At 61.3% G+C, this 24,010-nt stretch carries 29 protein-coding genes; 4 read left to right on the forward strand and 25 right to left on the reverse strand.

The features are described from left to right. Nucleotides 1–48 precede the first annotated feature (48 nt). The 23 genes from CEW89_RS07460 to CEW89_RS07565 form a co-directional block, all read right to left on the reverse strand. Nucleotides 49–555 (reverse strand): hypothetical protein, encoded by a 507-nt coding sequence (locus CEW89_RS07460; RefSeq protein ID WP_157779780.1) that lies wholly within the window; start codon nucleotides 553–555, stop codon nucleotides 49–51. A gap of 74 nt (nucleotides 556–629) precedes the next feature. Next, complete coding sequence (locus CEW89_RS07465) at nucleotides 630–1,244, reverse strand: NADH-quinone oxidoreductase subunit J (RefSeq protein ID WP_066704077.1); 615 nt, start codon at nucleotides 1,242–1,244, stop codon at nucleotides 630–632. Further along, nucleotides 1,241–1,630, reverse strand: coding sequence for a carboxymuconolactone decarboxylase family protein (locus tag CEW89_RS07470; protein WP_081423799.1), 390 nt, complete (start codon nucleotides 1,628–1,630; stop codon nucleotides 1,241–1,243). Before CEW89_RS07470 ends, CEW89_RS07465 begins: the two co-directional genes overlap by 4 nt. Before the next feature lie 44 nt (nucleotides 1,631–1,674). Further along, on the reverse strand, nucleotides 1,675–2,166 hold the full coding sequence (nuoI, locus tag CEW89_RS07475) for an NADH-quinone oxidoreductase subunit NuoI (protein WP_066704083.1): 492 nt from the start codon (nucleotides 2,164–2,166) through the stop codon (nucleotides 1,675–1,677). Between the two features lie 3 nt (nucleotides 2,167–2,169). After that, nucleotides 2,170–3,207, reverse strand: coding sequence for an NADH-quinone oxidoreductase subunit NuoH (gene nuoH / locus CEW89_RS07480; RefSeq protein ID WP_066704086.1), 1,038 nt, complete (start codon nucleotides 3,205–3,207; stop codon nucleotides 2,170–2,172). A 15-nt stretch (nucleotides 3,208–3,222) separates the two neighbouring features. After that, the gene (locus CEW89_RS07485; RefSeq protein WP_425321024.1) at nucleotides 3,223–3,645 is read right to left on the reverse strand and encodes a hypothetical protein; all 423 of its coding nucleotides are present in this window, start codon (nucleotides 3,643–3,645) and stop codon (nucleotides 3,223–3,225) included. After that, on the reverse strand, nucleotides 3,645–5,663 hold the full coding sequence (gene nuoG / locus CEW89_RS07490) for an NADH-quinone oxidoreductase subunit NuoG (protein WP_096807162.1): 2,019 nt from the start codon (nucleotides 5,661–5,663) through the stop codon (nucleotides 3,645–3,647). The genes CEW89_RS07485 and nuoG overlap by 1 nt, the downstream gene beginning before the upstream one ends. A gap of 7 nt (nucleotides 5,664–5,670) precedes the next feature. Further along, nucleotides 5,671–6,069, reverse strand: coding sequence for a DUF5333 family protein (locus CEW89_RS07495; RefSeq protein WP_066704089.1), 399 nt, complete (start codon nucleotides 6,067–6,069; stop codon nucleotides 5,671–5,673). Next, complete coding sequence (locus CEW89_RS07500) at nucleotides 6,066–6,476, reverse strand: DUF5333 domain-containing protein (protein WP_096805465.1); 411 nt, start codon at nucleotides 6,474–6,476, stop codon at nucleotides 6,066–6,068. The genes CEW89_RS07495 and CEW89_RS07500 overlap by 4 nt, the downstream gene beginning before the upstream one ends. A gap of 3 nt (nucleotides 6,477–6,479) precedes the next feature. Beyond that, nucleotides 6,480–6,980, reverse strand: coding sequence for a DUF3291 domain-containing protein (locus tag CEW89_RS07505; protein ID WP_096805466.1), 501 nt, complete (start codon nucleotides 6,978–6,980; stop codon nucleotides 6,480–6,482). After that, nucleotides 6,980–7,393 carry a hypothetical protein gene (locus tag CEW89_RS07510; protein ID WP_066704098.1) on the reverse strand — a complete coding sequence of 138 codons (414 nt, stop codon included), beginning with the start codon at nucleotides 7,391–7,393 and terminating at the stop codon, nucleotides 6,980–6,982. Before CEW89_RS07510 ends, CEW89_RS07505 begins: the two co-directional genes overlap by 1 nt. A 9-nt stretch (nucleotides 7,394–7,402) precedes the next feature. Continuing rightward, nucleotides 7,403–8,701: an NADH-quinone oxidoreductase subunit NuoF gene (gene nuoF, locus CEW89_RS07515; RefSeq protein ID WP_096805467.1), complete on the reverse strand. Its 1,299-nt coding sequence runs from the start codon at nucleotides 8,699–8,701 to the stop codon at nucleotides 7,403–7,405. A gap of 13 nt (nucleotides 8,702–8,714) precedes the next feature. Further along, nucleotides 8,715–8,936, reverse strand: coding sequence for a DUF5337 domain-containing protein (locus CEW89_RS07520; RefSeq protein ID WP_066704103.1), 222 nt, complete (start codon nucleotides 8,934–8,936; stop codon nucleotides 8,715–8,717). Nucleotides 8,937–8,948: 12 nt separating this feature from the next. Then, complete coding sequence (locus tag CEW89_RS21205; RefSeq protein ID WP_244906172.1) at nucleotides 8,949–9,617, reverse strand: hypothetical protein; 669 nt, start codon at nucleotides 9,615–9,617, stop codon at nucleotides 8,949–8,951. 50 nt (nucleotides 9,618–9,667) lie between these two features. Next, nucleotides 9,668–10,825 carry an NADH-quinone oxidoreductase subunit E gene (locus tag CEW89_RS07530; protein ID WP_096805468.1) on the reverse strand — a complete coding sequence of 386 codons (1,158 nt, stop codon included), beginning with the start codon at nucleotides 10,823–10,825 and terminating at the stop codon, nucleotides 9,668–9,670. Continuing rightward, on the reverse strand, nucleotides 10,825–12,066 hold the full coding sequence (locus CEW89_RS07535) for an NADH-quinone oxidoreductase subunit D (RefSeq protein WP_066704111.1): 1,242 nt from the start codon (nucleotides 12,064–12,066) through the stop codon (nucleotides 10,825–10,827). The genes CEW89_RS07530 and CEW89_RS07535 overlap by 1 nt, the downstream gene beginning before the upstream one ends. Nucleotides 12,067–12,068: 2 nt before the next feature. Further along, the gene (locus CEW89_RS07540; RefSeq protein WP_066704118.1) at nucleotides 12,069–12,965 is read right to left on the reverse strand and encodes a sulfotransferase; all 897 of its coding nucleotides are present in this window, start codon (nucleotides 12,963–12,965) and stop codon (nucleotides 12,069–12,071) included. 3 nt (nucleotides 12,966–12,968) lie between these two features. After that, nucleotides 12,969–13,571, reverse strand: a complete 603-nt coding sequence (locus CEW89_RS07545) for an NADH-quinone oxidoreductase subunit C (RefSeq protein WP_066704121.1) — start codon at nucleotides 13,569–13,571, stop codon at nucleotides 12,969–12,971. A gap of 11 nt (nucleotides 13,572–13,582) precedes the next feature. Beyond that, complete coding sequence (locus CEW89_RS07550; protein WP_081423788.1) at nucleotides 13,583–14,116, reverse strand: NuoB/complex I 20 kDa subunit family protein; 534 nt, start codon at nucleotides 14,114–14,116, stop codon at nucleotides 13,583–13,585. Next, nucleotides 14,107–14,472: an NADH-quinone oxidoreductase subunit A gene (locus CEW89_RS07555; RefSeq protein WP_043870546.1), complete on the reverse strand. Its 366-nt coding sequence runs from the start codon at nucleotides 14,470–14,472 to the stop codon at nucleotides 14,107–14,109. The genes CEW89_RS07550 and CEW89_RS07555 overlap by 10 nt, the downstream gene beginning before the upstream one ends. An 84-nt stretch (nucleotides 14,473–14,556) precedes the next feature. Next, complete coding sequence (locus tag CEW89_RS20740) at nucleotides 14,557–14,730, reverse strand: hypothetical protein (protein ID WP_157779781.1); 174 nt, start codon at nucleotides 14,728–14,730, stop codon at nucleotides 14,557–14,559. Between the two features lie 102 nt (nucleotides 14,731–14,832). Next, entirely contained in the window at nucleotides 14,833–16,026 is a 1,194-nt protein-coding gene (locus tag CEW89_RS07560) for a DegT/DnrJ/EryC1/StrS family aminotransferase (RefSeq protein WP_096805469.1), read from the reverse strand. Further along, nucleotides 16,023–16,688: an HAD-IA family hydrolase gene (locus CEW89_RS07565; protein WP_096805470.1), complete on the reverse strand. Its 666-nt coding sequence runs from the start codon at nucleotides 16,686–16,688 to the stop codon at nucleotides 16,023–16,025. Before CEW89_RS07565 ends, CEW89_RS07560 begins: the two co-directional genes overlap by 4 nt. A 170-nt stretch (nucleotides 16,689–16,858) precedes the next feature. On the opposite strand from CEW89_RS07565, the gene glmU reads away from it, so the two are divergent. Together glmU and glmS are read left to right on the forward strand one after the other, a co-directional pair. After that, nucleotides 16,859–18,211: a bifunctional UDP-N-acetylglucosamine diphosphorylase/glucosamine-1-phosphate N-acetyltransferase GlmU gene (gene glmU / locus CEW89_RS07570; protein ID WP_096805471.1), complete on the forward strand. Its 1,353-nt coding sequence runs from the start codon at nucleotides 16,859–16,861 to the stop codon at nucleotides 18,209–18,211. A 1-nt stretch (nucleotide 18,212) separates the two neighbouring features. Beyond that, nucleotides 18,213–20,027 (forward strand): glutamine--fructose-6-phosphate transaminase (isomerizing), encoded by a 1,815-nt coding sequence (gene glmS / locus CEW89_RS07575; RefSeq protein ID WP_066704132.1) that lies wholly within the window; start codon nucleotides 18,213–18,215, stop codon nucleotides 20,025–20,027. 71 nt (nucleotides 20,028–20,098) lie between these two features. Here glmS and CEW89_RS07580 read toward each other — a convergent pair whose 3' ends face one another. Then, nucleotides 20,099–20,911 (reverse strand): hypothetical protein, encoded by an 813-nt coding sequence (locus tag CEW89_RS07580; protein WP_066704138.1) that lies wholly within the window; start codon nucleotides 20,909–20,911, stop codon nucleotides 20,099–20,101. Nucleotides 20,912–20,974: 63 nt separating this feature from the next. Here CEW89_RS07580 and CEW89_RS07585 point away from each other — a divergent pair, with 63 nt between their 5' ends. Further along, nucleotides 20,975–21,625, forward strand: coding sequence for a DNA alkylation repair protein (locus tag CEW89_RS07585; RefSeq protein WP_066704140.1), 651 nt, complete (start codon nucleotides 20,975–20,977; stop codon nucleotides 21,623–21,625). Between the two features lie 41 nt (nucleotides 21,626–21,666). Next, nucleotides 21,667–22,680 carry a GTP 3',8-cyclase MoaA gene (moaA, locus tag CEW89_RS07590; protein WP_096805472.1) on the forward strand — a complete coding sequence of 338 codons (1,014 nt, stop codon included), beginning with the start codon at nucleotides 21,667–21,669 and terminating at the stop codon, nucleotides 22,678–22,680. A gap of 138 nt (nucleotides 22,681–22,818) precedes the next feature. Here moaA and CEW89_RS07595 read toward each other — a convergent pair whose 3' ends face one another. Then, nucleotides 22,819–23,982 carry a M20 aminoacylase family protein gene (locus CEW89_RS07595; protein WP_096805473.1) on the reverse strand — a complete coding sequence of 388 codons (1,164 nt, stop codon included), beginning with the start codon at nucleotides 23,980–23,982 and terminating at the stop codon, nucleotides 22,819–22,821. Nucleotides 23,983–24,010: the final 28 nt, after the last annotated feature.

Here is a 24,010-nt window from a genome sequence, read left to right on the forward strand (position 1 = left end):
GCCCGTCATGTCGTCTGCCACCTTTGGAGATGGCGTATCTTTACCCCCTCAAGACGCGCCCGCGCTCTCGGGATAGAAAAACTTGCAGCCACAGCCCAGATCATAACGGTGCATCGGTTTGTCACCTCGGATATCAAGAACAACCTTTTTTGCCACAGATATCAGCGTTGCGGTCTCCACCTGTGACTGGTAGCGGTCCCGTAACACGCTCAAATCCAGCGTTCCATTTGCGGCATGCGTTTCGGCTTCTTTCGTCGCCTTGTAAAAGGGGGTCTCGCGAAACTCGACTTCGAGTTGAGCGGCTTCCTCTGGGCTAAAAGCGCCGACAGACAAGTGTATCGGGCCTATGACAAGCGCCTCTGCTCTTGCGCAATCGGACAGAACAAATAGCTTGCTCCCGAATTCGACATAGTCTTGTGCCACGAAACCATTCCCAAAATCGCGGGCTTTGGTCAGTCCTTCTGGACCAATATGACCTCGATCCTCATAGAAGATCTCACACATTTCGCCACGTTTCACGCTCGACTTTTCGTACGGAGAAAAGATCGTCGCCATAGCCCCCTGTGCCCCAGTGAGGAGCACAGTTGCGGCGAGGGCCGCGTGGGTTATGTAGCGAAGCGTGTACACGATTACAGCCCCTGCCCCGGTTTCACGTCCTTCATCTCGAAGGAGTCTTCCGGTTTGCGATACATCTGGTGAAGCACGTTCTGGCGTTTCACGTCCGAGCGGTGGCGCAGCGTCAGGGTGATCGCACCGATCATCGAGACCAGAAGCACAAGACCCGCGAGCTGGAACAGCATCAGATACTGGTCGTACATCACCATGCCGATGGCCTGGGTGTTGTGAATCTCGACCGCATCCGGCGTCACCGTGCGGCGCAGCGCCTCGGCGCCCGGCGCGCTGTGCCATTCGCCGAAGGCGAGGAACAGTTGCAGGATCAGCACCACACCGATCAGCAGGCCGAAGGGCAGGTATTTCGCCGCCCCCGCCTTGAGTGCCGCGAAATCGACATCGAGCATCATGACGACGAAGAGGAAGAGCACCATCACCGCGCCGACATAGACGATGATCAGCAGCATCGCGACGAATTCCGCCCCCAGAAGGACGAACAGCCCCGCCGCGGAGAGGAAGGTGAGAATGAGCCAGAGCACAGAGTGCACCGGGTTTTTCGAGACCACGGTAAAGGCCCCGGCCACCAGCATCAGGATGGCGAAACAATAGAATGCGAAATCCGCGACAGTCATTCACTGTCCTCCTGCGTCTCGGAGAAGACGGCCTGCGCCAACTCCAGTGCTTTTGACATCGCCGGAACACCGCCCAGCATTGACATTTGATAGATCACTTCCGCGATCTCTTTTTGTGTGGCCCCCGCCTCGAGCGCGTGGCGGACGGTCAGTTTGAACGGCACCTCGGCCTGTGCCCCCTGCGCGGTCAGACCGGCGAGGATCACCAGAAGGCGCGTCTTGCTGTCGAGCCCGTCCTTGTTGAACGTGTTGCCCCAGAGCATTTCCATCTGCTCTTTCCCCATGGTCGGGAACAGCTTGTCGAAGGCCGGCACCTGGAAATTCTCCAGCGCCGGATTGAACGCAGAGGCCATTTTCTGGCTCTGCGCGATCATCTCTCCGAACATTTTGGCAAAATCGTTCAACGGGTGGCTTCCTTTGCGGGGGGCTCTTAGCGGTAGGGCGCGTCCAGTTCGAGGTTGCGGGCGATCTCCGCCTCCCAGCGCGCGCCGTTCTCAAGGAGTTTTTCCTTGTCGTAGAACAGTTCCTCACGCGTCTCGGTGGAGAATTCGAAGTTCGGGCCTTCAACGATGGCGTCCACCGGGCAGGCCTCTTGGCAGAAGCCGCAGTAGATGCATTTCGTCATGTCGATGTCGTAGCGCGTGGTGCGGCGCGAGCCGTCTTCACGCGGTTCGGCATCGATGGTGATGGCCTGCGCCGGGCAGATCGCTTCGCAAAGCTTACAGGCGATGCAGCGCTCTTCGCCGTTCGGATAGCGGCGCAGCGCGTGCTCGCCCCGGAAACGCGGAGAAAGCGGGCCTTTTTCGTGCGGGTAGTTGATCGTCGCCTTGGGCGAGAAGAAATACCGCAGACCGATTTTGAAGCCGGCCCAGATGTCCATCATCAGGAAATACTTGGCGGCGCGGGTGTAATCGAGAGCCATGGATCAGCCTCCAATCGTCCAGCGCGCCCAGAACGCGCCGAAGACTTCGTATTTGGCAAGGAACGCGACCAGAACGACCCAGCCCAGCGACAGCGGCAGGAAGACTTTCCAACCGATACGCATCAGCTGGTCGTAGCGGTAGCGCGGCACGATGGCTTTCACCATCGAGAAGATGAAGAAGAAGAACAGCATCTTGCCGACGAGCCACAGGATGCCGTCCGGCAGGAATTCAACCGGGGAGTTCCAGCCGCCGAAGAACAGAAGCGAGATCAGCGCGCACATCAGCACCACGGCCATCAACTCGCCCATCATGAACAACAGGAACGGCGTGGAGGAGTATTCCACCTGATAACCGGCCACGAGTTCCGATTCCGCTTCCGGCAAATCGAACGGCGGGCGGTTGGTTTCCGCCAGAGCCGAGACGAAGAACAGGAAGACCATCGGGAAGTGCGGCAGCCAGTACCACGAGAAGATCCCTGCCCCGTCCTGAGCCGCGACGATGTCGCCGAAGTTCATCGAGCCGGTGGAGATGATCACACCGATGATGATCAGACCGATCGAGACCTCGTAGGAGATCATCTGTGCGGCGGAGCGCAGCGAGCCGAGGAACGGGTATTTCGAGTTCGACGCCCAGCCGCCCATGATCACGCCGTACACTTCGAGCGAAGAGATCGCGAAGATGTAGAGGATCGCGACGTTGATGTCGGAGATCACCCAGCCGTCGTTCCACGGGATCACCGCCCAGGCGATGGCCGCCGTGATGAAAGTGATCATCGGCGCAAGGTAGAAGACGAACTTGTCCGCCCCTGCCGGTACGACCACCTCTTTCACGAGGTATTTGATGAAGTCCGCAAAGGACTGCAACAGGCCGAAGATGCCCACGATGTTGGGACCTTTGCGCATCTGGACAGCGGCCCAGATTTTCCGGTCGCCATACATCAAAAAGGCGAGCGCCACGAAGAGCGGCACGAGGACCAGCAAAATCTGCCCAAGGGTGAGCAGGAAGATCCCCAGATTTGTTGTCGTGAAATATTCGACCATTGTCGTCCTAGCCTTTCACACCGTCGGTATTCCGTTGTCCCGGCAGTTTGCGACGACGACTTCAGCGTCGATCTGGCGCAAACCATCGGGGAGTGCCGGCGAGATGGTGTAAACAGCATCTGCCCGCCAAATTCCACCCTCATGTGCGACATTTGTCCGCACATGACGCGCAAATCCGAATCCCCGGATCAACGCGTATTGCGCGGCGGCACAATCTGCATAGGCCACCACACTGTCTTTTGCCCCATCCCCTTGTGCGGAGACGATAAAATTCACCAGATCGCCATCGAGAAGACGGGTCTCCACACCGAGAAACTCGGTGGATTGCGCCGCACGCGATACATCCGGCACCGGGGCTGCGCAACAGGTTCTGTCACAGGCGGACAGCCCCAGCAGCATCAGCCCGAAACCGGCCATATGTGCGGCGCAAAGCGCCATTACTCGGCCGCCACCGGCGTCTCGGCGCGCGCTTTGGCCATGGCGGACAGCTCCGCCATCAGCACGGAGGCGCGTGCAATCGGGTTGGTGAGGTAGAAATCCTTCACCGCGTTGCGGAATGTGGCCTTCCCGAGAGATTTCTCCGGCAGGGCGACAACCGCGTTTTCCGGCACCGTGTCGATCATCGCGAGATGCGGCACGTCCTTGATCAGCGCGTTGCGCAGTTGCGCCAGCGAATCGTAGGGCAGCGTCGCACCGAGCTCGGCGGACAGCGCCCGCAGAATCGCCCAGTTCTCTTTCGCCTCACCCGGCGGGAAAGCGGCGCGCAGCGCAAGCTGCGGACGGCCTTCGAGGTTCACGAAGAGACCGTTTTCTTCGGTATAGGCGGCCCCCGGCAGAATCACATCGGCGCGGTGGGCGCCGAGATCGCCATGCGAGCCCTGATAGATCACGAACGGACCGTCAGCAATTTCGACCTCGTCGGCGCCGAGGTTGTAGATCACCTCTGCCCCGCTGGTGGCCGCGTCCAACCCGCCTTCGGTCACGGCGTTCACATCCATCGCGCCCACGCGGGAAGCGGCGGTGTGGAGCACCATGAGTTTCGAACCCGTGGCCTCGCAGAGTTTCTGCGCCGTGGACAGAACCGCTTCGCCATCGGCCTCGTTGATCGCGCCTGCGCCCACGATAACGATGGACGGCTGATCGAGCACGTCGCCATACTGATGCCCCAGAAGGCTTTCGAGCGCCGCACGGTCGGTGCCGACATGGGCGTAATCATAGGTCAGATCGACAGGCTGGCCGACGAGACCGACCTTGGCGCCTTTCGCCCAGGCCTTGCGGATGCGCGCGTTCAGCACCGGCGCTTCGTCGCGCGGGTTGGTGCCGATCAACTGAATGTATTTCGCGGTGTCGATGTCGGCGATGGTGGCGGTCCCGGCGTAAACGCCGCGGTTGCCAGCCGGCAGCTTCGCGCCATCGACGCGGCATTCGATGTTGCCGCCCAGCCCTTCGACCAGACCTTTGAGCGCATAGATCGCCTCGACCGGCGCCAGATCGCCGACGAGCGCGGCAACCTTCTTGCCTTTCATCGCAGCCGCAGCCACCGACAGAGCCTCGGCCCAGGTGGCCTTGGTCAGCTTGCCGTTCTTGCGGATGTAGGGCGTGTCGATGCGCTGGCGTTTCAGACCGTCCCAGATGAAGCGGGTTTTGTCGGAAATCCACTCCTCGTTCACGTCGTCATGGTTGCGCGGCAGAATGCGCATCACTTCGCGGCCTTTGGTGTCGACGCGGATGTTCGAACCAAGCGCGTCCATCACGTCGATGGTTTCGGTCTTGGTCAGCTCCCACGGGCGAGCGGTGAACGCGTAGGGTTTGGAGGTCAGCGCGCCAACCGGGCACAGGTCGATGATGTTGCCCTGAAGGTTGGAGGCCAGCGTTTCGTTGAGATAGCTGGTGATCTCGCTGTCTTCGCCGCGTCCCGTTTGACCCATCTGAGTGATGCCCGCGACCTCGGTCGTGAAGCGCACGCAGCGGGTGCAGGAGATGCAGCGCGTCATGGTGGTCGCGACGAGCGGACCGAGGTTCAGATCCTCGGAGGCGCGCTTCGGTTCGCGGTAGCGGGAGAAATCCACGCCGTAAGCCATCGCCTGGTCCTGAAGATCGCATTCGCCGCCTTGGTCGCAGATCGGGCAATCGAGCGGGTGGTTGATCAGGAGGAATTCCATCACACCCTCGCGGGCCTTCTTGACCATCGGCGAATTGGTTTTCACCACCGGCGGCGCGCCTTCCGGCCCCGGGCGCAGGTCACGCACCTGCATGGCGCAGGATGCCGCCGGTTTCGGCGGGCCGCCCACGACCTCGACCAGACACATGCGGCAGTTGCCCGCAATGGAGAGCCGTTCGTGATAGCAGAACCGCGGCACTTCGATCCCGGCCACTTCACAGGCCTGAAGGATCGTCATGGCCGGGTCAACTTCGACCTCGGTCCCGTCAATGATGATTTTGCGCGTATCTGCCATGGTCACATCACCTGTTCTTCATCAGCTTGCCGAGCGGGGTCCGCTTTGCAATCTGCGCTTTGCCGAAGGCGCACATCGCCTCCGTGTCTCGTTTCTCAATGCCCTGAGCGGCAAAGAAGCTTGTCGATTCATCCGCCAGAACCGCCAGAAAGGCCGGGTCCTGAAGGGTTTGAATGTCGTCCGCGCCATAGCCCTTGGCGACGATGGTTTCCATCATCGTCTTGGCCTGCGCGTTCACCCGCGCGGGGCGCGCGGCCAGTTTCGGACAAATGGTCGTCAGTTCCGTGACAATCATATTGTCCACCAGAGGGCCGCGAATGTCCGGGTCCTCCGTGATTGCCATCTGCGCCAGAGCCGGAACGGCCCAAAGCGCCAGAACAGCGGGATATGCCAGCCCCCGGATCATTTCGTGCTCCTCAGGAAAGAGCCGATCAGCGTGCCCTTGGCGATCTCCGATTCCCCGAAGGCGCAAAGCCCCTGCGGCGTTTTCGGATCGAAACCGGCGTGGCGTACATAGTCTTCGCCGAGGCGACGAATACGGGCTTCTTCACTGTCGCTTTCGACATAGGCGCGAATCTCGTCATCCGAGTAGCCCATGGAAGAGGCCTTGTTCTTCAGCCCCCAGAGGAAGGACAGGCCCTTGATTTTCTTGACTTCGAGCGTCGGACATTCATCCGCCACCTCGACGGCCAGACCGGCCCAGAGCATGTTCTGGTCGATCTCTTTGACCTCCCGCAAAGGCGGCAGTTCCGCCGCCGCGGCAGCGCCCACTGTAAGGGCAAGAGCAAGAGTGAGATGTTTGAGCTGTGTCATGGGTTACTCCGCAGCAATCGGGCGACAGCTTTTCTCGCGGAAAAGCGTGGCCTCTTTGATGTACGACCAGCCAAAGGCCTGATCGCTGTCCCCATGTTCCTGTTTGTAGGCGAGGCGTTCCATCGCCTCTGCCAGCGTGGGCTTGTGCCCGTCTTCAACAAACCACATCACGAAATGCTGGTCGACCATCAGCTCGAACCACTCCGCGCGGCGGTCGTAAAATTGTTTGTGCACCGTGTTGAAAACGAAATGCTCCAGGCTTTGCACGTCTTCCCAGACGGTGAGATTGGCGACGAATTGCGGATCGTCGCCGATGTTGTTTTCGGTGTTCCCGGTGCCCGGCTCACCCGAGCCTTCCATCATCCAGACAAACCCCGGCATGCGTTTGCCCATGCCGTTGATCCGGTCCAGCGCGCCCATGAACTCGGCCACGCGCGGATCGTCCGTCGGCGCGACAAGGCGTCCGATGTTCAGCTCCGCGAGATATGTGCCGACAGGTTGCATCAGCGTGCCGGTCCTTCCACCAAAGTTGCGCCCAGAGGCGTCATCTGTTTCATTTCGTCCCGCGCCGCCGCGCAAAACGCTTTGTCATCCGCCGCACCGTGCTGCGCCACGAAGCCCGAACGGGCATTTTCAAGCCGCTGCGCGTTGAGCGCCGGATCGGAGAACGGCAGGCGTTCGACACGCGACGACAGGAGATTGTGCACCTGTGTGCTGATCTCGATCCGGTCACAGCTCTCCGCGATGTCCTTCGACAGCAACAGCATCCCCGCCAGCTCATCCTTGCCCATATCGCGAAACGCCGCCCGGGCGACCGTCATGCGATCGAGCGACATGCCACGCATGGCCTCGTTCGCCTCGTCCACCTGACAGGCGGACAAGAGCGTGATCGGCAATATGGCGAGGGCAGGTTTCATAAGCGCGCCTTACTCCGCCGCAAAAGCCGCAGAGACACGACCCGTTTTCTTGATTTTGATGCGCTCTTCGATGTCATCACGGAAGTGACGGATCAGGCCCTGGATCGGCCAGGCCGCCGCATCGCCAAGCGCACAGATGGTGTGGCCCTCGACCTGTTTCGTCACATCCAAAAGCATGTCGATCTCTTCGATCTCCGCATCGCCGGTCACCAGACGGTCCATCACACGCATCATCCAGCCAGTGCCTTCACGGCACGGCGTACATTGGCCACAGCTCTCATGTTTGAAGAAGGCCGACAAACGCCACACGGCTTTGACGACGTCGACGGAATTGTCCATCACGATCATACAGCCGGTGCCGAAGGAGGACTTGTTTTCGCGCATCCAGTCGAAGTCGAAAATCGCATCCTCAAGCGCCTCTTTCGGCAGCACCGGGCAGGACGCCCCACCGGGGATGATCGCCTTGAGGTTATCCCAGCCGCCGCGAATGCCGCCGCCGTGTTTCTCGATGATCTCGCGCACGGACATCGACATTTCTTCTTCGAACACGCAGGGCGTGTTGACGTGACCGGTCAGCGCCATGAGTTTCGTGCCCGCGTTGTTCGGACGCCCGAAGGAGGAGAACCAATCCGCGCCACGCCGCAGGATCGTCGGCACGACGGCGATGGATTCGACGTTGTTCACCGTGGTCGGGCAGCCATAAAGACCCGCCCCCGCCGGGAACGGCGGTTTCATCCGGGGCATGCCCTTTTTGCCTTCGAGAGACTCGATGAGGGCGGTTTCCTCGCCACAGATATAGGCCCCTGCCCCGTGGTGCAGGTAGACGTCGAAATTGTAGCCGGATTTGCAGGCGTTCTTGCCGATCAGACCAGCGTCGTAAGCCTCGTCGATCGCGGCCTGAAGCGCCTCTTTTTCGCGGATGTATTCGCCGCGAATGTAGATATAGGCCGCCACCGCGCCCATGGCGAACCCGGCAATCAGCGCGCCTTCGACCAGCGTGTGCGGGTCGTGGCGCATGATTTCGCGGTCCTTGCAGGTCGCGGGCTCGGATTCGTCGGCGTTGATCACCAGATAGGACGGACGCCCGTCGCTTTCCTTCGGCATGAAGGACCATTTGAGACCGGTTGGGAAACCCGCCCCGCCGCGGCCACGCAGGCCAGAGGCCTTGACCTGATCAATGATCCAGTCGCGCCCGTTGGCGAGAATGCCCGCCGTACCGTCCCAATGGCCGCGCGCCATGGCACCTTTGAGGCTACGGTCATTCATCCCGTAGAGGTTGGTAAAGATCCGATCCTGATCCTTGAGCATCGCTCTTGTCCCTTCAGTCCTGCTGACGCGTGTCGCGCCAGATCTGATAAATCACCACGAAGACCCACACAAAGCCGGCCAGCGCCATGAGGTCGAGCAGGAACACGTAACGCACAGGCATTCCGAGTTTCCCACCCAGCCACTGGGCCCCGAGCCAGATCGACATCGTCAAAGCGATCACCAGCGCGACCGTTCGCGCCTTTTTCGCCAGATGCCGGTCCTTGTCGGGAACCATTGTCTTCACTCCTCAGTACACGTCGCCATCCTTGACGCGTTTCGAGAATTCCGTTTCCTCGCCCTCAGAGAGGGCTTTCGCCTGACCAACCCAGTCGTCCCGGGTCACCCGGCCTTTGAACCCTTGCAGGTTCTCATCCATCCAGGCCACTTCCGCCGCAGACCATCCGGCGATCTGACCGAAGTGGTAGACCCCCATGGAATGCAGGAGCACCTCAAGTTTCGGTCCCACGCCCTTGATCTGTTTCAGATCGTCGGCCCCGCCTTCGAGCGGCGCCTTGAGCAGCGTCGGCTTCGCCGTCTTCTCCTCGGGCTCCTCTGCAACCGGAGCGGCCTCAGGCGTCGCCGCAGCCGCAGCGGAACGCACTTCCCGCGTGTCGGCGGCATGCGGTTCCGGCGCGATTTCCCCGGCCACGGAGATCGGCTCATCGCCGATGGAGGCCGTCGCCATGAGACCGGCGGTGCTCACATCGGCCTCGGGATGCCCCTCGACCGGCGTGATCTCTTCTTCGTGCCAGCCGATCCACAACAGGATCGCCACAAGAAAGGTCACCAGAACACCGACGATGATCGAGTCGACGGTCGCATAACCTGCGATCCACAACAGGGCCAGGAAGGCCAAGACGCCACAGATGGCTGAAATCAGCCAGATCCTGGGTGTTTTGGTCGTCGCCTCGCTCATTCCTGTCTTCCTTTACCGTGTCCTGTCAGTGGCCCTTTGGCCGTCTCGTCTCAGTATTTCGCCCGTTTGGAGAATTCGGTTTCTCCGCCCTCTGCGAGAATTTTAGCCTGTTCGATCCAGCCGTCACGTTCGATCCGGCCCTTGAATTTCAACCGGCTGTCGACCCATGCGATCTCCGCCGGTGTCCAGTTCGCGACCTGATCGTAATGGTAGAAGCCCAACTCGTTCAGCGTCTCTTCGAGCTTCGGACCGACGCCCTTGAGTTTCTTCAGGTCATCCGCCTTGCCCTCACGCGCCGCGGTGAGCAGTTCCGGCTGTTTTTCGTCCACAGCATCCGGCGTTCCGGTCGAAACCGCCTCCGCCTCCTGTTTCGTCGCACCGTTCTCGCTGACCGCCACACCGGCTGCCGGTTTCGGCTCGGCTTTCTTGGCGTCGGCTGCCTGCTGCACGGCGGATTTGGCCGCAGCCGGGGCTTTCGGCACGGAACCGTGACCGGCGCCCTTGGAAATCCACGGCGTCAGAAGCGGCACTTCGGTGCCGTCGATGCGCTTGATCGTGTCGCCGATGTCGACTGCGCGCTGCACGGAACCGTTATGCGCGGCGCCCGTGCCCTTGTACTCGGCCAGAACCACCGGACCACCGGCGGGTTCGGACGAATAACGCCCGGCTTGCGAGCCCGGCAGCGGGACATTGCCCGCTTCCATCTGATCGAGCAGCTTCTCGAAATTCTCGGCGGTCAGGTCTTCGTAATAATCCTTGCCGATCTGGGCCATCGGCGCGTTGGCGCAGGCGCCAAGGCATTCGACCTCTTCCCAGCTGAACTTGCCGTCGGCAGACAGCGTGTGCGGCTTCGCGGCGATACGGCGTTTGCAGACCTCGATGATGTCGCCCGAGCCGCAGATCATGCAGGTCGTGGTGCCACAGACCTGAATATGGGCCACGGAACCAACCGGTTGCAGTTGGAACATGAAGTAGAAGGTCGCCACTTCGAGCGCACGGATATAGGGCATGCCCAGCATATCCGCGACATATTCGATCGCGGGTTTGGTGAGCCAGCCCTGCTGTTCCTGCGCCCGCCACAACAGCGGAATGATCGCGGATTGCGCGCGGCCTTCCGGGTATTTGGCGATCTGCCCCTCGGCCCAGGCGAGGTTCGCCGGGGTGTATTCGAAAGAGGCGGGTTGTTCAGAATAAAGACGGCGCAGCATTAGCGGTCGACCTCCCCGAAAACGATGTCCATGGTGGCGATGATGGCGGACACATCCGCGAGCTGGTGGCCCTTGGCCATGTGATCCATCGCCTGCAAGTGAAGGTAGCCCGGCGCGCGGAGTTTCGCGCGGTAGGGTTTGTTCGTCCCGTCGGAAACGAGGAACACGCCGAACTCGCCCTTCGGCGCCTCGACGGCGGCGTAAACCTCGCCCTGCGGCAGTTTGAACCCTTCGGTGTAAAGTTTGAAGTGATGGATGAGAGCCTCCATAGAGGTCTTCATATCACTGCGTTTCGGCGGAGTGAGCTTGCCACGGGCCAGCACATCGCCCTGGTTTTCCGGCATCCGCAGCATCGCGCAGGCCTGTTTGATGATCTTGGTCGACTCGGCCATTTCCAGCATGCGGCACATATAGCGGTCGTAGCAGTCGCCGCTGGTGCCCACCGGGATCTGGAAGTCGAATTCGTTGTAGCATTCATAGGGCTGGCTGCGACGCAGGTCCCAGGCGAGGCCGGAACCGCGCACCATCACGCCGGAGAAGCCCCAGTCGAGCACTTCTTCTTCGTTGACCACGCCGATGTCGACGGTCCGCTGTTTGAAGATGCGGTTGTCGGAGAGCAGATAGTGAATGTCGTCGAGCACTTTCGGGAAGTGATCGGCCCAAGCCTCGATATCGTCGATCAGCTCCGGCGGCAGGTCCTGATGGACGCCACCCGGGCGGAAATAGGCGGAGTGCAGACGCGCACCGCAGGCCCGTTCGTAGAAGATCATGAGCTTTTCACGCTCTTCGAAGCCCCAGAGCGGCGGCGTCAGCGCGCCGACGTCCATCGCACCCGTCGTGGTGTTCAGCAGGTGGTTCAGCACCCGGCCGATCTCGGAATAGAGCACACGGATCAGGGACGCGCGACGCGGAATCTCGACGCCCGCCAGACGTTCGATGGCCAGACACCAGGCATGCTCCTGGTTCATCGGCGCCACGTAATCGAGACGGTCGAGATAGGGCAGGTTCTGGAGATAGGTCCGGTTCTCCATCAGCTTTTCGGTGCCGCGGTGCAACAGCCCGATATGCGGGTCGGCACGTTCCACGATCTCACCGTCCAGCTCCAGAACCATCCGCAACACACCGTGGGCCGCAGGGTGCTGAGGCCCGAAGTTGATGTTGAAGTTCCGGATCTTCTGTTCGGTGTCGGTCGCGTCGTGCGAACCGTCATCGTAGGTGTTTTGCCGGATATCGACGTCCATTCTCAGATCCTCGCCATATTCGCCTGCCACCGCGCGGGCAGCGGGCCAAAGCTCTTTTCCACATAGGCATATTGCGGGGCAAGAAATTGCGCCGCCTCATGCCGCTGCTTGTCGGTTAGTTTCAGATGCACACCTTCATGCGCATGCGGTTCTTCGTCCACGGGCTTCTCGGAAATCCCGAGGAAGGCGCACAGGCTCGAAAGCCCCTCGCCCGAAAGCACATCCTCGGTGAACCCGACGAAAAGCTTGTCCTCGGGCACCGCCCGTTTGAGTTTCTCCACGATCCCGGCATAGTCGCCGCGTTCGGGGATATGGGTTTCCATGCCCTTTTTCATCGTGCGGTTCATAATCCGCCGGGCCTTGATCGCGACCTCTTCACCGGGCTGACGCTGGCGCGTCGCCTGCATCCGCACATGCGACCAAAGACGGTCCACCGGGTCGCGCATCAGGAAGACGAACCGCACGTCGGGGGCCATATGCGCCATCTCGCGCAGCCGCTCTTCGGTCAAAAGGCCGTAACCCGGCGTGATGTCGCCCGCGATCTTCTTGTCGCCGATCCCGTCCAGCAGATAGAACAGGTAATCTGATACGCCCTCTCGCCCCAGTTTGAGGATGCGCACGATCTCGTCCACATCGTCGATCTGGCGCTGAAGATTGTCGACCTTCCAGAGATTGGAATTCATGCGCGCCGTGCTCTGACGCCCGATCAGATCGGCGCGCAGACGGGCGTAAACGTCGAACTGGTGCTCGTAATCGTCGAAATCCACCGTATCGAAATAGTGGATCTCTTTGATCGACCGCATGTGGCAATCCGGATGATCGTGCAAATAGCGATAAAGCGAGCTGGTGCCCGCTTTCGTCGCGCCGACGCAGATCATGATGGCCGGATTGCCGTTCAAACCTCAGGCCCCCTTCTCGTCGCCGGGAAGGATGTACTTCGCGCCTTCCCACGGGGAAAGGTTGTCGAACTGACGGTATTCCTGAACGAGGCTCACCGGTTCGTAAACGACGCGTTTCAGCTCTTCGTCATAGCGCACTTCGGTATAGCCCGTGGCCGGGAAGTCCTTGCGCAGCGGGTGACCGCGGAACCCGTAATCGGTCAGCAGACGACGCAGGTCCGGGTGGCCGGAGAAGATGATGCCGAACATGTCGAAGGTTTCACGTTCGAACCAGCCAGCGGACGGATGCACGGAAATGATCGAGGGGATCGTCTCTTCTTCGCGCAGCGCAGCGATCACACGGATGCGGTGGTTCTGGTACATCGACAGGAAGTGATAGACCACGTCGAACCGCTGTTCGCGCTCCGGGTGATCGACCGCCGTGATGTCCACCAGCGAGGAGAATTTGCAGGTGCCGTCGGTTTTCAGGAAATCGACGAAATCCACGATCCCGGCGGCGGTCACGGTGACGTTCAGCTCGCCAAAGGCCACTTCCGTCTTCAGCACGTCGTCCGGACGTTTCAGCTCGATATGCGCACCGAGTTCCTTGAGGGCTTCTTCGCTCATCAGATCTCTCCTTAGCGGGCAATCGTGCCGGTGCGACGGATTTTGCGCTGCAATTGCAACAACCCGTACATCAGCGCTTCTGCGGTCGGCGGGCAGCCGGGGACATAAACGTCCACGGGCACGATGCGGTCGCAACCGCGCACCACCGAATAGCTGTAGTGGTAATAGCCGCCGCCATTGGCACAGGAGCCCATGGAGATCACATAACGCGGCTCCGGCATCTGGTCATAGACCTTGCGCAGAGCGGGGGCCATTTTGTTGGTCAGCGTGCCCGCGACGATCATCAGGTCGGACTGGCGCGGGGAGGCGCGCGGTGCGGTGCCGTAGCGTTCGAGGTCGTAACGCGGCATGGAGGTCTGCATCATCTCGACGGCGCAACAGGCCAGACCGAAGGTCATCCAGTGCAGCGAGCCGGTGCGCGCCCAGTTGATGATGTCCTCCGTCGAGGTCAGCAGGAAGCCTTTGTCCTGCAATTCCTTGTTCAGAGCCTGAGTCGCGACGTCCTTGTCGGCCCCGGCGGTGTTGGCAGAGGTCATCACGCCCATTCCAGCGCCCCTTTCTTCCATTCATAGGCAAAGCCCACGGTCAGCACGCCGAGGAACACCATCATCGACCAGAAGCCCGTCATGCTCAGATCCTTGAACGCGACGGCCCAGGGGAAGAGGAAAGCGATTTCGAGATCGAAAATGATGAACAGGATCGACACGAGGTAGAACCGCACGTCGAATTTCATCCGCGCGTCGTCGAACGCGTTGAACCCGCATTCATAGGCCGACACTTTTTCCGGGTCGGGATTGCGAACGGCGAGGATGAGGGCTGCGAAGATGAACACCAGGCCCAGCGCAATGGCGAGGCCGATGAAAATGACGATGGGGAGATATTCCCGAAGCAAGTCTTCCACGAGCGGCTCCTTGGTTTGCGCACTCTCGGGGAGACTCAATTGTCGAGCAACCTCGGGCGCGCTGCTTTGCTAGCTTGCTGTGGTTTAGCCCCCTGCGACAATATGGTCAACCAAACGCGCGGCGAGAAAGGCCAAGGTTTCAAGGGTCATGACAAGTTTTTTTGCACGCGTGATCTCGTTTTGCGGCGCTGCGGCGGATTTCTCCGCATCTCGCGATTCGAGAGGCTTTTTCTTATAATTTTTGTCGGAATTTGCCAAGTTGTATGCATCTGCACACCATTTAAGGTGTATTTGCCAACGCATATCAAAAGATGAATACTTCCCGAACCTTATCCGGCCGCGTCCTGACGGTGTCCCGGCTTATCCTGCCCGCAAGACTTCGTCCCGGATGATCCGCGACACTATTTCGCAGTCTTCGAGGCTGAAGGTCAGCGGCAGACGCATATCCATGATCGCACGCAGAACACGGTCGCTCTCCGGCAGGCTCTGCACCTCGCAATAGCGCCAGCTTTCATACCGCGAGGTAAAGGCGACGGGCTCCGGTGCCCCGAACCATTTCAACTCCACGCCGCGCTTGAGACAGGCCGCCACCAGCGCCTCGATCTTGGCGTCCGGCCAGTCCAACAGCAGGAACTGAATGGAGGAGCCGACGTAATGCTCCGGCTCGGGCCGCTCGATCAGCGTAAGCCCCTTCGTGCCCCGCAACCCCGCTTCGACCACCCGGTAGCGCGCGTTCCACTTTTCCACCTGAACATCGAGGCTACGCAGTTGCACCCGCAGGATCGCCGCGCGCAGATGATCCATCCGGCCCGACACATTCGGAGTCTCATATTTGATCTTTTCGAACACATCCGGGGCCGGACCGGCGGTATGCTTGCCGTATAACATGTACGATCCCGACAACATGATGGCGCGCGCCGCGCTCTCCTCGTCATCAGTGATGAGGAATCCGCCCTCCCCCGAGTTGATATGTTTGTAGGTCTGGGTGGAATAGCAGCCAATCACCCCGTGCCGCCCCGATGGCACCCCGTTCCAATGCGCCCCCATGGTATGCGCACAATCCTCAATGACCGCGACCCCTGCCCCGTTGCAGATATACATGAGCGCATCCATATCGACGAGATGCCCGCGCATATGCGACAGCATCAGAACCTTTGCACCCGTCTCAGAAATTTTCACCTGAAGATCATCAAGGTCGATCACGAGCCCCTCGGTCACCCCCACGAACACCGGCTTCGCTCCCACGGAGGCAATCGCACCGGGCACGGGCGCCAGCGTAAACGCGTTGGTCAGAACCGACTCGCCGGGCTTGACCTCAAGCGCCCGCAGAGCACAGCCAAGCGCATAGCCGCCTGAGGCCACCGCCAGACAATATTTCGCCCCGGTGTAGGCCGCGAACTCCTCTTCGAGCAGCGCCACCTCGCCTTTCTCCCCGGGAAGCGTGTTATACCGATGCAACCGCCCCGAGCGCATCACCGCCACGGCGGCCTCGATCGCCTCCTCCGTGATCGGCTCCTGCTGAGTGAAATTGCCTTTAAAGACCTCGCCCGTCATCCGATCAGCTCCTTCGTCAGCCGCGAGAGCTCATTATAATGGGTGAGCAACGCCTCCGGCTCCAGCCGTTTGACCCCGTCCCCATCCGGCCCGAAGGTCACCAGCACAGAGGGCACGCCTGCCGCCTTCGCCGTGGCGCGGTCGGTTTCCGTATCGCCCACGAGGAAAGATTGCGCCAGAACGCCGCCCGCCTCTTCGACCGCCGCGACATAAGGCTTCGGATCGGGTTTCGACACGCCCACGGTCTTGGCCCCGATCATCGAGCCGAACAGATCGCGCACGCCCAGACGCGTCAGCAGCCGATCCGCCAGATCCTCGGGCTTGTTGGTGCAGACCCCCACCGCATAGCCATCGCGACGCAGCGCCTCGACCGCCTCCGCCGCCCCCTCGTAGAGCCGTGTATGTGTGTCGATATGCTCGGCATAAACGTCCAGCAGGATCGGATATTGCTCCATCACCTCAGCCTCTCCGAATCCCGGCTTCACCCGAGAGAACCCAAGCGTCAGCATCGCCCGTCCACCGCGAAACGCCGTATGTGCATCCGCCACGGGGTCCAGCACATCACCGTAGCCCAGCCCCCGGAAACAGGCATTCGCCGCCGCGATCAGATCAGCGGAAGTGTCCGCCAGCGTGCCGTCGAGATCGAAAATCACTGTGCGCATGTCTGGTCCCTTTGCGGCCGCGGCAGGTCGTTTTGGGCAAACTCCCGCTGCAACCTGTAATCTGGCGTCAGAATAAGTGAAGCCCCCCTGACCTTCCGGGCCTTGCGGCGCTCCGCGTCATGGGTAAAACGGCAAGGAGACAAAGAAAAGAGCAGATCGGGACGAAAACCATGGCAACAGCCCTCATTCTCTTGGCCGCCGGGCAAGGCACGCGGATGAATTCCGACCTGCCCAAAGTGCTGCACCCGATCGGCAACGCCCCCCTGTTCGCCCATGCGCTGGCCTCGGGCAGCGCTTTGGAGCCGGAGCGCACGGTTCTGGTCGTGGGCCATGGTGGCGATCTCGTGGCGGCGGAAGCGGCCAGGATCGACGAAGACATCGTCATCGCCCGCCAGGAAGAACAACTCGGCACGGCGCATGCGGTTTTACAGGCGAAAGACGCGCTTGCGGCCTTCGAAGGCGATGCCATCGTGTTGTACGGCGACACACCGTTCATTTCCGAAGACACGATCCTGCGCATGGCCGAGGCCCGCAAATCCGCCGATGTGGTGGTTCTGGGCTTCGAGGCCGCCGATCCGGCGCGCTACGGGCGTCTGGTGATGGAGGGCGACAGGCTCACCCGAATCGTCGAATACAAAGACGCCACCGAGGCCCAGCGCGCGATCACCTTCTGCAACTCCGGTCTTATCGCCGCCGAGGCCTCCGTGCTGTTCGAGCTTCTGGATCAGGTCGGAAATGACAATGCTGCGGGTGAATACTACCTGCCGGACATCGTTGAAATCGCGTGGAAAACCGGTCGCACGGCAACCGCCGTCGCCTGTGACGAAGCCGAGACACTGGGCGTCAACACCCGCGCGGAACTCGCCCGCGCCGAAGCGATTTTCCAATCTGCCAAGCGGGCGGAAGCGCTCGACAATGGCGTCACGCTGATGGCCCCCGAAACCGTGTTCTTCTCGCTCGACACCTATATCGGGCGCGACACCGTCGTGGAGCCGAACGTGATCTTCGGCCCCGGCGTCACCGTCGAATCCGGCGCGCGTCTCAGGGCGTTTTCGCATTTCGAGGGCTGTCATGTCTCGATGGGCGCGACCGTCGGCCCGTTTGCCCGTCTGCGCCCCGGCGCAGAGCTGGCGAACAACGCCCATATCGGCAATTTCGTCGAGGTGAAAAACGCCCTGATCGGCGAAGGCACCAAGGTGAACCACCTGACCTACATCGGCGATGCCGACATCGGCGACGGTACCAATATCGGCGCGGGGACGATCACCTGCAACTATGACGGCGTGTTCAAACACCGCACTGTGGTGGGCCGCAACGCCTTCATCGGATCGAACACCATGCTCGTCGCACCGGTGACCGTGGGCGACGAGGCGATGACCGCGAGCGGGTCGGTGATCACCTCCAATGTCGAGGCAGGGGCCTTGGCCATAGGTCGCGCGAAACAGGTAAACAAACCCATGCTCGCCGTGCGGATGTTCGAAAAGTTAAAGTCTCTCAAAGCTAAGAAGCAAAAAGGGCAGTAAAATGTGTGGTATTGTCGGGATTTTGGGAAATCATGAAGCGGCTCCGATCCTTGTCGAGTCGCTGAAAAAGCTGGAATACCGCGGTTATGACAGTGCCGGGATCGCCACGGTCGTGCAGGGCAAGCTCGACCGGCGCCGTGCGGTCGGCAAGCTCGTCAACCTGTCCGATCTTCTGGTGCATGAACCGCTTGCCGGCAAGACCGGGATCGGTCACATCCGCTGGGCGACCCATGGCGCGGCGACCACCGGCAATGCCCACCCGCATCGCTCCGGCCCCGTCGCCGTGGTGCACAACGGCATCATCGAGAACTACCGCGAATTGCGCGCCGAACTGGCCGAGGCGGGCATCCATCCGGTCACCCAGACCGATTCCGAAACCGTGGCGCTGATGACGCATATGTATATGGATCGGGGGCTCCCCCCCCGCGAAGCCGCCGTGGCGACGCTCAAAAAGCTCGACGGGGCCTTTGCCCTGTTGTGGCTCTTCGATGGTGAGGACGATCTGATCATCGCCGCGCGCAAAGGTGCGCCGCTCGCGATCGGCCATGGCAAAGGCGAAATGTTCGCGGGTTCTGACGCCATTGCGCTGGCGCCGATGACCGATCGCATCACCTATCTGGAACAAGGCGATTATGCCTTCATCACCCGCGCAGGTGCGGAGATTTTCGACGCCGAGGGACGGCGCGCGAACCGCGACGAGCAACGCATCGACCTCGGCGCTACTCAGGTGGAAAAAGGCGGCTACAAGCATTTCATGGCCAAGGAAATCGCCGAACAGCCTGTGGTTCTTGCTGATGCTTTGCGACATTATCTTACCACGGACGGGCTGAATCTGCCGTCGGAGTTGGACTTTTCGAACATTTCGCGTCTCACGCTCGTGGCCTGCGGTACCGCCTTCTACGCCTGCTCCGTGGCGAAATACTGGTTCGAGAGCCTCGCCCGCCTGCCAGTCGAGATCGACGTCGCCTCGGAGTTCCGTTACCGCGAACCGCCGCTGCCGACTGACAGCTACGCGATCTTCGTCAGCCAGTCCGGCGAGACCGCCGACACGCTGGCCGCCCTGCGCTATTGCGATGAAAAGGTGGCGAAAACCATCGCCGTGGTGAACGTGCCGACTTCCTCCATCGCGCGCGAAAGCGACATAGCCCTGCCGATCCTCGCGGGCGTCGAAGTCGGCGTGGCCTCGACCAAGGCTTTCACCTGCCAGCTCCTCGTGCTCGCGACCCTTGCGCTCAAGGCGGCCCGTGATCGCGGGCACATGAGCGAAGCGGAACTTGCGAAACACATGGAAACCCTGCGCCTCCTGCCCGGGCTTCTCACCCGTGCGCTCGATCTCGACGAGGCGCTGAACATCGTCTCGAACGACCTCTCCGAAGCCCGCGACGTGTTGTTCCTGGGGCGTGGCGCGATGTATCCTCTGGCCCTCGAAGGCGCGTTGAAACTCAAGGAAATCAGTTACATCCATGCCGAAGGCTATGCGTCCGGCGAGTTGAAACACGGCCCCATCGCCCTCATCGACAGCCACACGCCGGTGATCGTCTTCGCGCCGCATGACGCGCTGTTCGACAAGACCGTATCGAACATGCAGGAGGTCATGGCGCGCGGCGGCAAGGTGCTTCTGGTCTCCGACCGCAAAGGGCTGGACGTCGCCTCCGAAGGCGTCTGGCAGACGGTGCAGATGCCCGAAGTCCCGGACCTGTTCGCCCCGATCCTCTACGCCGTCCCGGCCCAGCTCATCGCCTATCACACGGCGGTCGCCAAGGGCACGGATGTGGACCAGCCGCGCAACCTGGCGAAATCCGTGACGGTGGAATGACCCTATAAAGAAACCGCCCCGTTCGGGGCGGTTTCGACGTGGATTCCATAGAAAGTGCCTGAGAGCGGCGGTCAGACGCCGAGTTTCGCCTTGGCGTAGTCGAGCATCTCGGGCGTGACGTCATCCGCGGTGATCGGAGCATTGCCCGTGGCATTGGCCGCAGACACGATCGCATCGACCAGAGCATCGTCCGAGACAGCCGCTTCGGCCTCCGCCAGATCGTCGACCGCCGCATCGAGGACGGCCTTGTCCGCCAGCGCCTGATCCAACTCGGCCTTGGCCTTTTCGACAGCCGCGAGCTGATCGAGATAGTCCTGATACCCCGGCTCGCCTTCCGCCACCGGATTCGCCGCCAGATCGGCGCTCAACTGGTCGATTTCCGACGCCCAACCAGCCGGATCGGAGGACAGGCCCAGCGCCGCCGCAGAGGCCGCCAGATCGTCATAACTGTCGGCATAGGCCGATCCAGCCGCTTCTGCGGCGCCCTGTGCGTCGTCATAGGCCGCAACCGCACCCAGGAAATCCTTGATCGGCGCCATTTTCGGATCGGAAGAATTCATGATGCCATTCGGGTTGCGCCCGAGCGAATTCAACGACTTGAGCGCCGCAGCAAGCGGTTTGCCTCCCGGATTCCCGGCGTTGGCGGAATTGCCGCGCGTGCCGGCCGCAGCCGCATTGGCCGAATTCCCCCCGGCATTGCCAGCGTTCGAGGAGTTGCCGCGATTGCCCGAATTGCCGGAGTTCCCACCGTTTCCGGAATTTCCACCATTGGCATTGGCACTGCGCGCCTCTGCGGTGTTCAGCCCCGTAAAATCGGAGGTCACGACGGGCAGTGCATAGGCGAAAGCGGAGGCGGTCAGCAGAAGCTTGACGAGGTTTTTCATTGTTCCTGTGGCTCACTTGTGATTTTGGCTGAGGTAGCGTTACGACAACATAAGGGCAAAAAAATGTCGATCACCGCAGAAATGGCCATGGAAACCCTGCGTCTGTCCGCCGACCCCGACAAGGCATCGGTCCTCAACAGCCGTTCCGGCACGTCGGACGCCTTGGGCGTCCCGCCTCAGACGCTCGAGGATTTGGCCCGGACCTGGCGGCAGGACACGCCCTTCCCCGAGCGGCTCGAACTGGCGCGCGCACTTTGGGGCCAACCGGTCTTCGAAGCCCGCCTGATGGCCGCGAAACTGCTCACCCAGGCCCGGATTGCCGAAGATGCCGCCATCTGGGATCAGATTTGCGCCTGGATTTCAGAGGCCGAGAGCTGGGCCGAGCTGGATGCGCTTGCGGGGGCCGGCGCGCGTCGGATCGTCACCGATCTCACGCGGATGGGCACCGTCCATGATCTGGCCAAATCAGAGCGTGCGCTCGACCGTCGCGCGGCCCTCGGCCTGTCCTTGCCCCTCGCGAAGCTGGCGCATCCGACAGAGGAAGAGCTCGGCGCCATCGACGATGTGCTATATTGGCTGACCTATGCACTTCAGGACCCGGACAAGGACGTCTCGCGCATGGCCGACAGTTGGCTCAAGAGCCTCGGCAAACATGACCGCAAACGTGCGGGCATGGTCCGGCGCGTCGTCCAGTCCCGCACGACCAGCGACTGAATCGCTTGGCAGCCCTGCCTATGCGCCCTAGATTACCCGTCATGTCCAATGCACCCCGCCTCATCGACCCGTTTGCCCGTGCGATTACCTATCTTCGGGTGTCTGTGACGGATCGTTGCGATTTCCGCTGTGTCTATTGCATGGCGGAGCACATGACCTTCCTGCCGAAAAAGGAATTGCTGACCCTCGAAGAGTTGGACCGCATGTGTTCCACCTTCATCGGACTCGGCGTCGAGAAACTGCGGATCACCGGCGGCGAACCCCTCGTGCGGCGCGGGATCATGACGTTCTTTGACGCCATGTCGCGACACCTCGACAGCGGCGCTCTGAAGGAGCTGACGGTCACCACCAACGGCTCGCAACTCGACCGTTTTGCCTCCGATCTCTATGCCGCCGGCGTGCGCCGGATCAATGTCTCGCTCGACACCCTGGATGCGGCAAAATTCCAACGTGTGACGCGCTGGGGCCGGCTCGAGCAAGTGTTGAGCGGCATTGACGCTGCGCGCAATGCCGGCCTGCGGGTCAAGATCAACACGGTCGCCCTCAAGGGCTTCAACGAGGACGAGTTGTTCGCCCTGACGGAGTGGTGCGCCCGCGAGGATATGGACCTGACCTTCATCGAGGTCATGCCGATGGGCGACCTGGGCAATGAGGACCGCGTCGGGCAATATTGGTCGCTCGACGATCTGCGCGCCGATCTGGCGACCCGCTACACGCTCACCGATCTGGCCGAGCGCACTGGAGGCCCGGCGCGCTATGTGCGGCTCAACGAGACCGGACAGAAGATCGGCTTCATCACGCCGCTGACCCATAATTTCTGCGAAAGCTGCAACCGCGTGCGGATGACCTGCACCGGCGATCTGTTCATGTGTTTAGGGCAGGAAGACAACGCCTCGCTGCGAGACATCATGCGCGCTCATCCCGAGGACGACGCGCCGCTGATCCGCGCCATCGAGGCCGCGATTGCCCGCAAACCCGAAGGCCATGATTTCGACTATTCGCGGCAAAAGCCCGACGGTCAGGTGTCGCGACATATGTCGCACACGGGCGGGTAAGGCGCGCCCTCTCAGGCCGGATTTAAGGGGCTCTGCCCCCTCGCCTGCGGCTCACCCCCGGGATATTTTCAGACAAAAGACACGAAAGGCGCCCCCAACCGGGAGCGCCTGTTTCCTTTGCTGATCCAAATACTCAGATCACGCCGCAGGCAGACGGCTTTCCACCATTTCCGCGTACCACGAGCAACCCGCAGGCAGCGCCTCGTCGTTGAACATGTATTTCGGATGGTGCACCGGCGCGCCCGGACCGTTGCCGACGATGATATAGGCGCCCGGACGTTCCTCGAGCATATAGGCAAAATCCTCACCGCCCATCACCAGCGGATATTCCTCACAGCCGCCCGCCACCTTGGTCGCCGCCTCGATGGCATATTCGGTTTCCCGATCGTGGTTCACCATGACCGGATAACCGAGGTGATAATCGACCACCACATCCGCCCCGTAAGTGGCACCGACACCTGCACAAATCTCTTTCAGACGATCCTCCGCCTGCTTGCGCACTTCACCGTCCAGTGTCCGCACCGTGCCTTTCAGCATAACCTGCGCGGGCAGAACGTTATGCGCCTTGGACGACGACTCGACGGTGCAGACGGAGACCACCACCTGTTTCGTCGGGTCCACATTGCGCGAGGCGATGGTCTGGAGCGCAATCACCAGATGCGCCGCCGTCACCGTGCTGTCCACTGTCTCATGCGGTTTCGCGGCATGCCCGCCCTTGCCCTTCACATAGATCTCGAACTCGTCGGCGGCGGCAAAGAACGGCCCCGGACGGATCGCGAAGGTCCCCGCTGGCAGGTTCGGCCAGTTGTGCATGCCATAAACCTCGTCGATGCCGAACCGCTCCATCAACCCCTCTTCGCACATCACCCGACCACCGCCGCCACCCTCTTCGGCCGGCTGGAAAATCACCACGGCGGTGCCGTCGAAATTCCGGGTTTCACAAAGGTATTTTGCCGCGCCCAAAAGCATCGCCGTGTGCCCGTCATGACCGCAGGCATGCATCACACCCGGGGTTTTCGACGCATATTCGGCCCCGGTCTCCTCGAGGATCGGCAGCGCATCCATATCGGCCCGCAGACCCACGGTTCGGCCTTTGCTGTCCGACTTTCCCTTGATCACGCCGACGACGCCGGTTTGCGCCATGCCTTCGACCACCTCGTCACAGCCGAATTCGCGCAGCAGGTCCGCCACTTTCTTCGAGGTGCGCGGCAGATCGAATTGCAGTTCGGGATTCTCGTGGATGTCTCGTCGCCATGCGGTGATTTCGGGCAGTAATTCGGCGAGGCGGTTCTTGATCGGCATGTCGGTCTCCGGCGGAGTGGGATGAGGG

Origin of the sequence: Celeribacter ethanolicus (assembly GCF_002407265.1) — a bacterium.
GTDB lineage: Bacteria > Pseudomonadota > Alphaproteobacteria > Rhodobacterales > Rhodobacteraceae > Celeribacter > Celeribacter ethanolicus.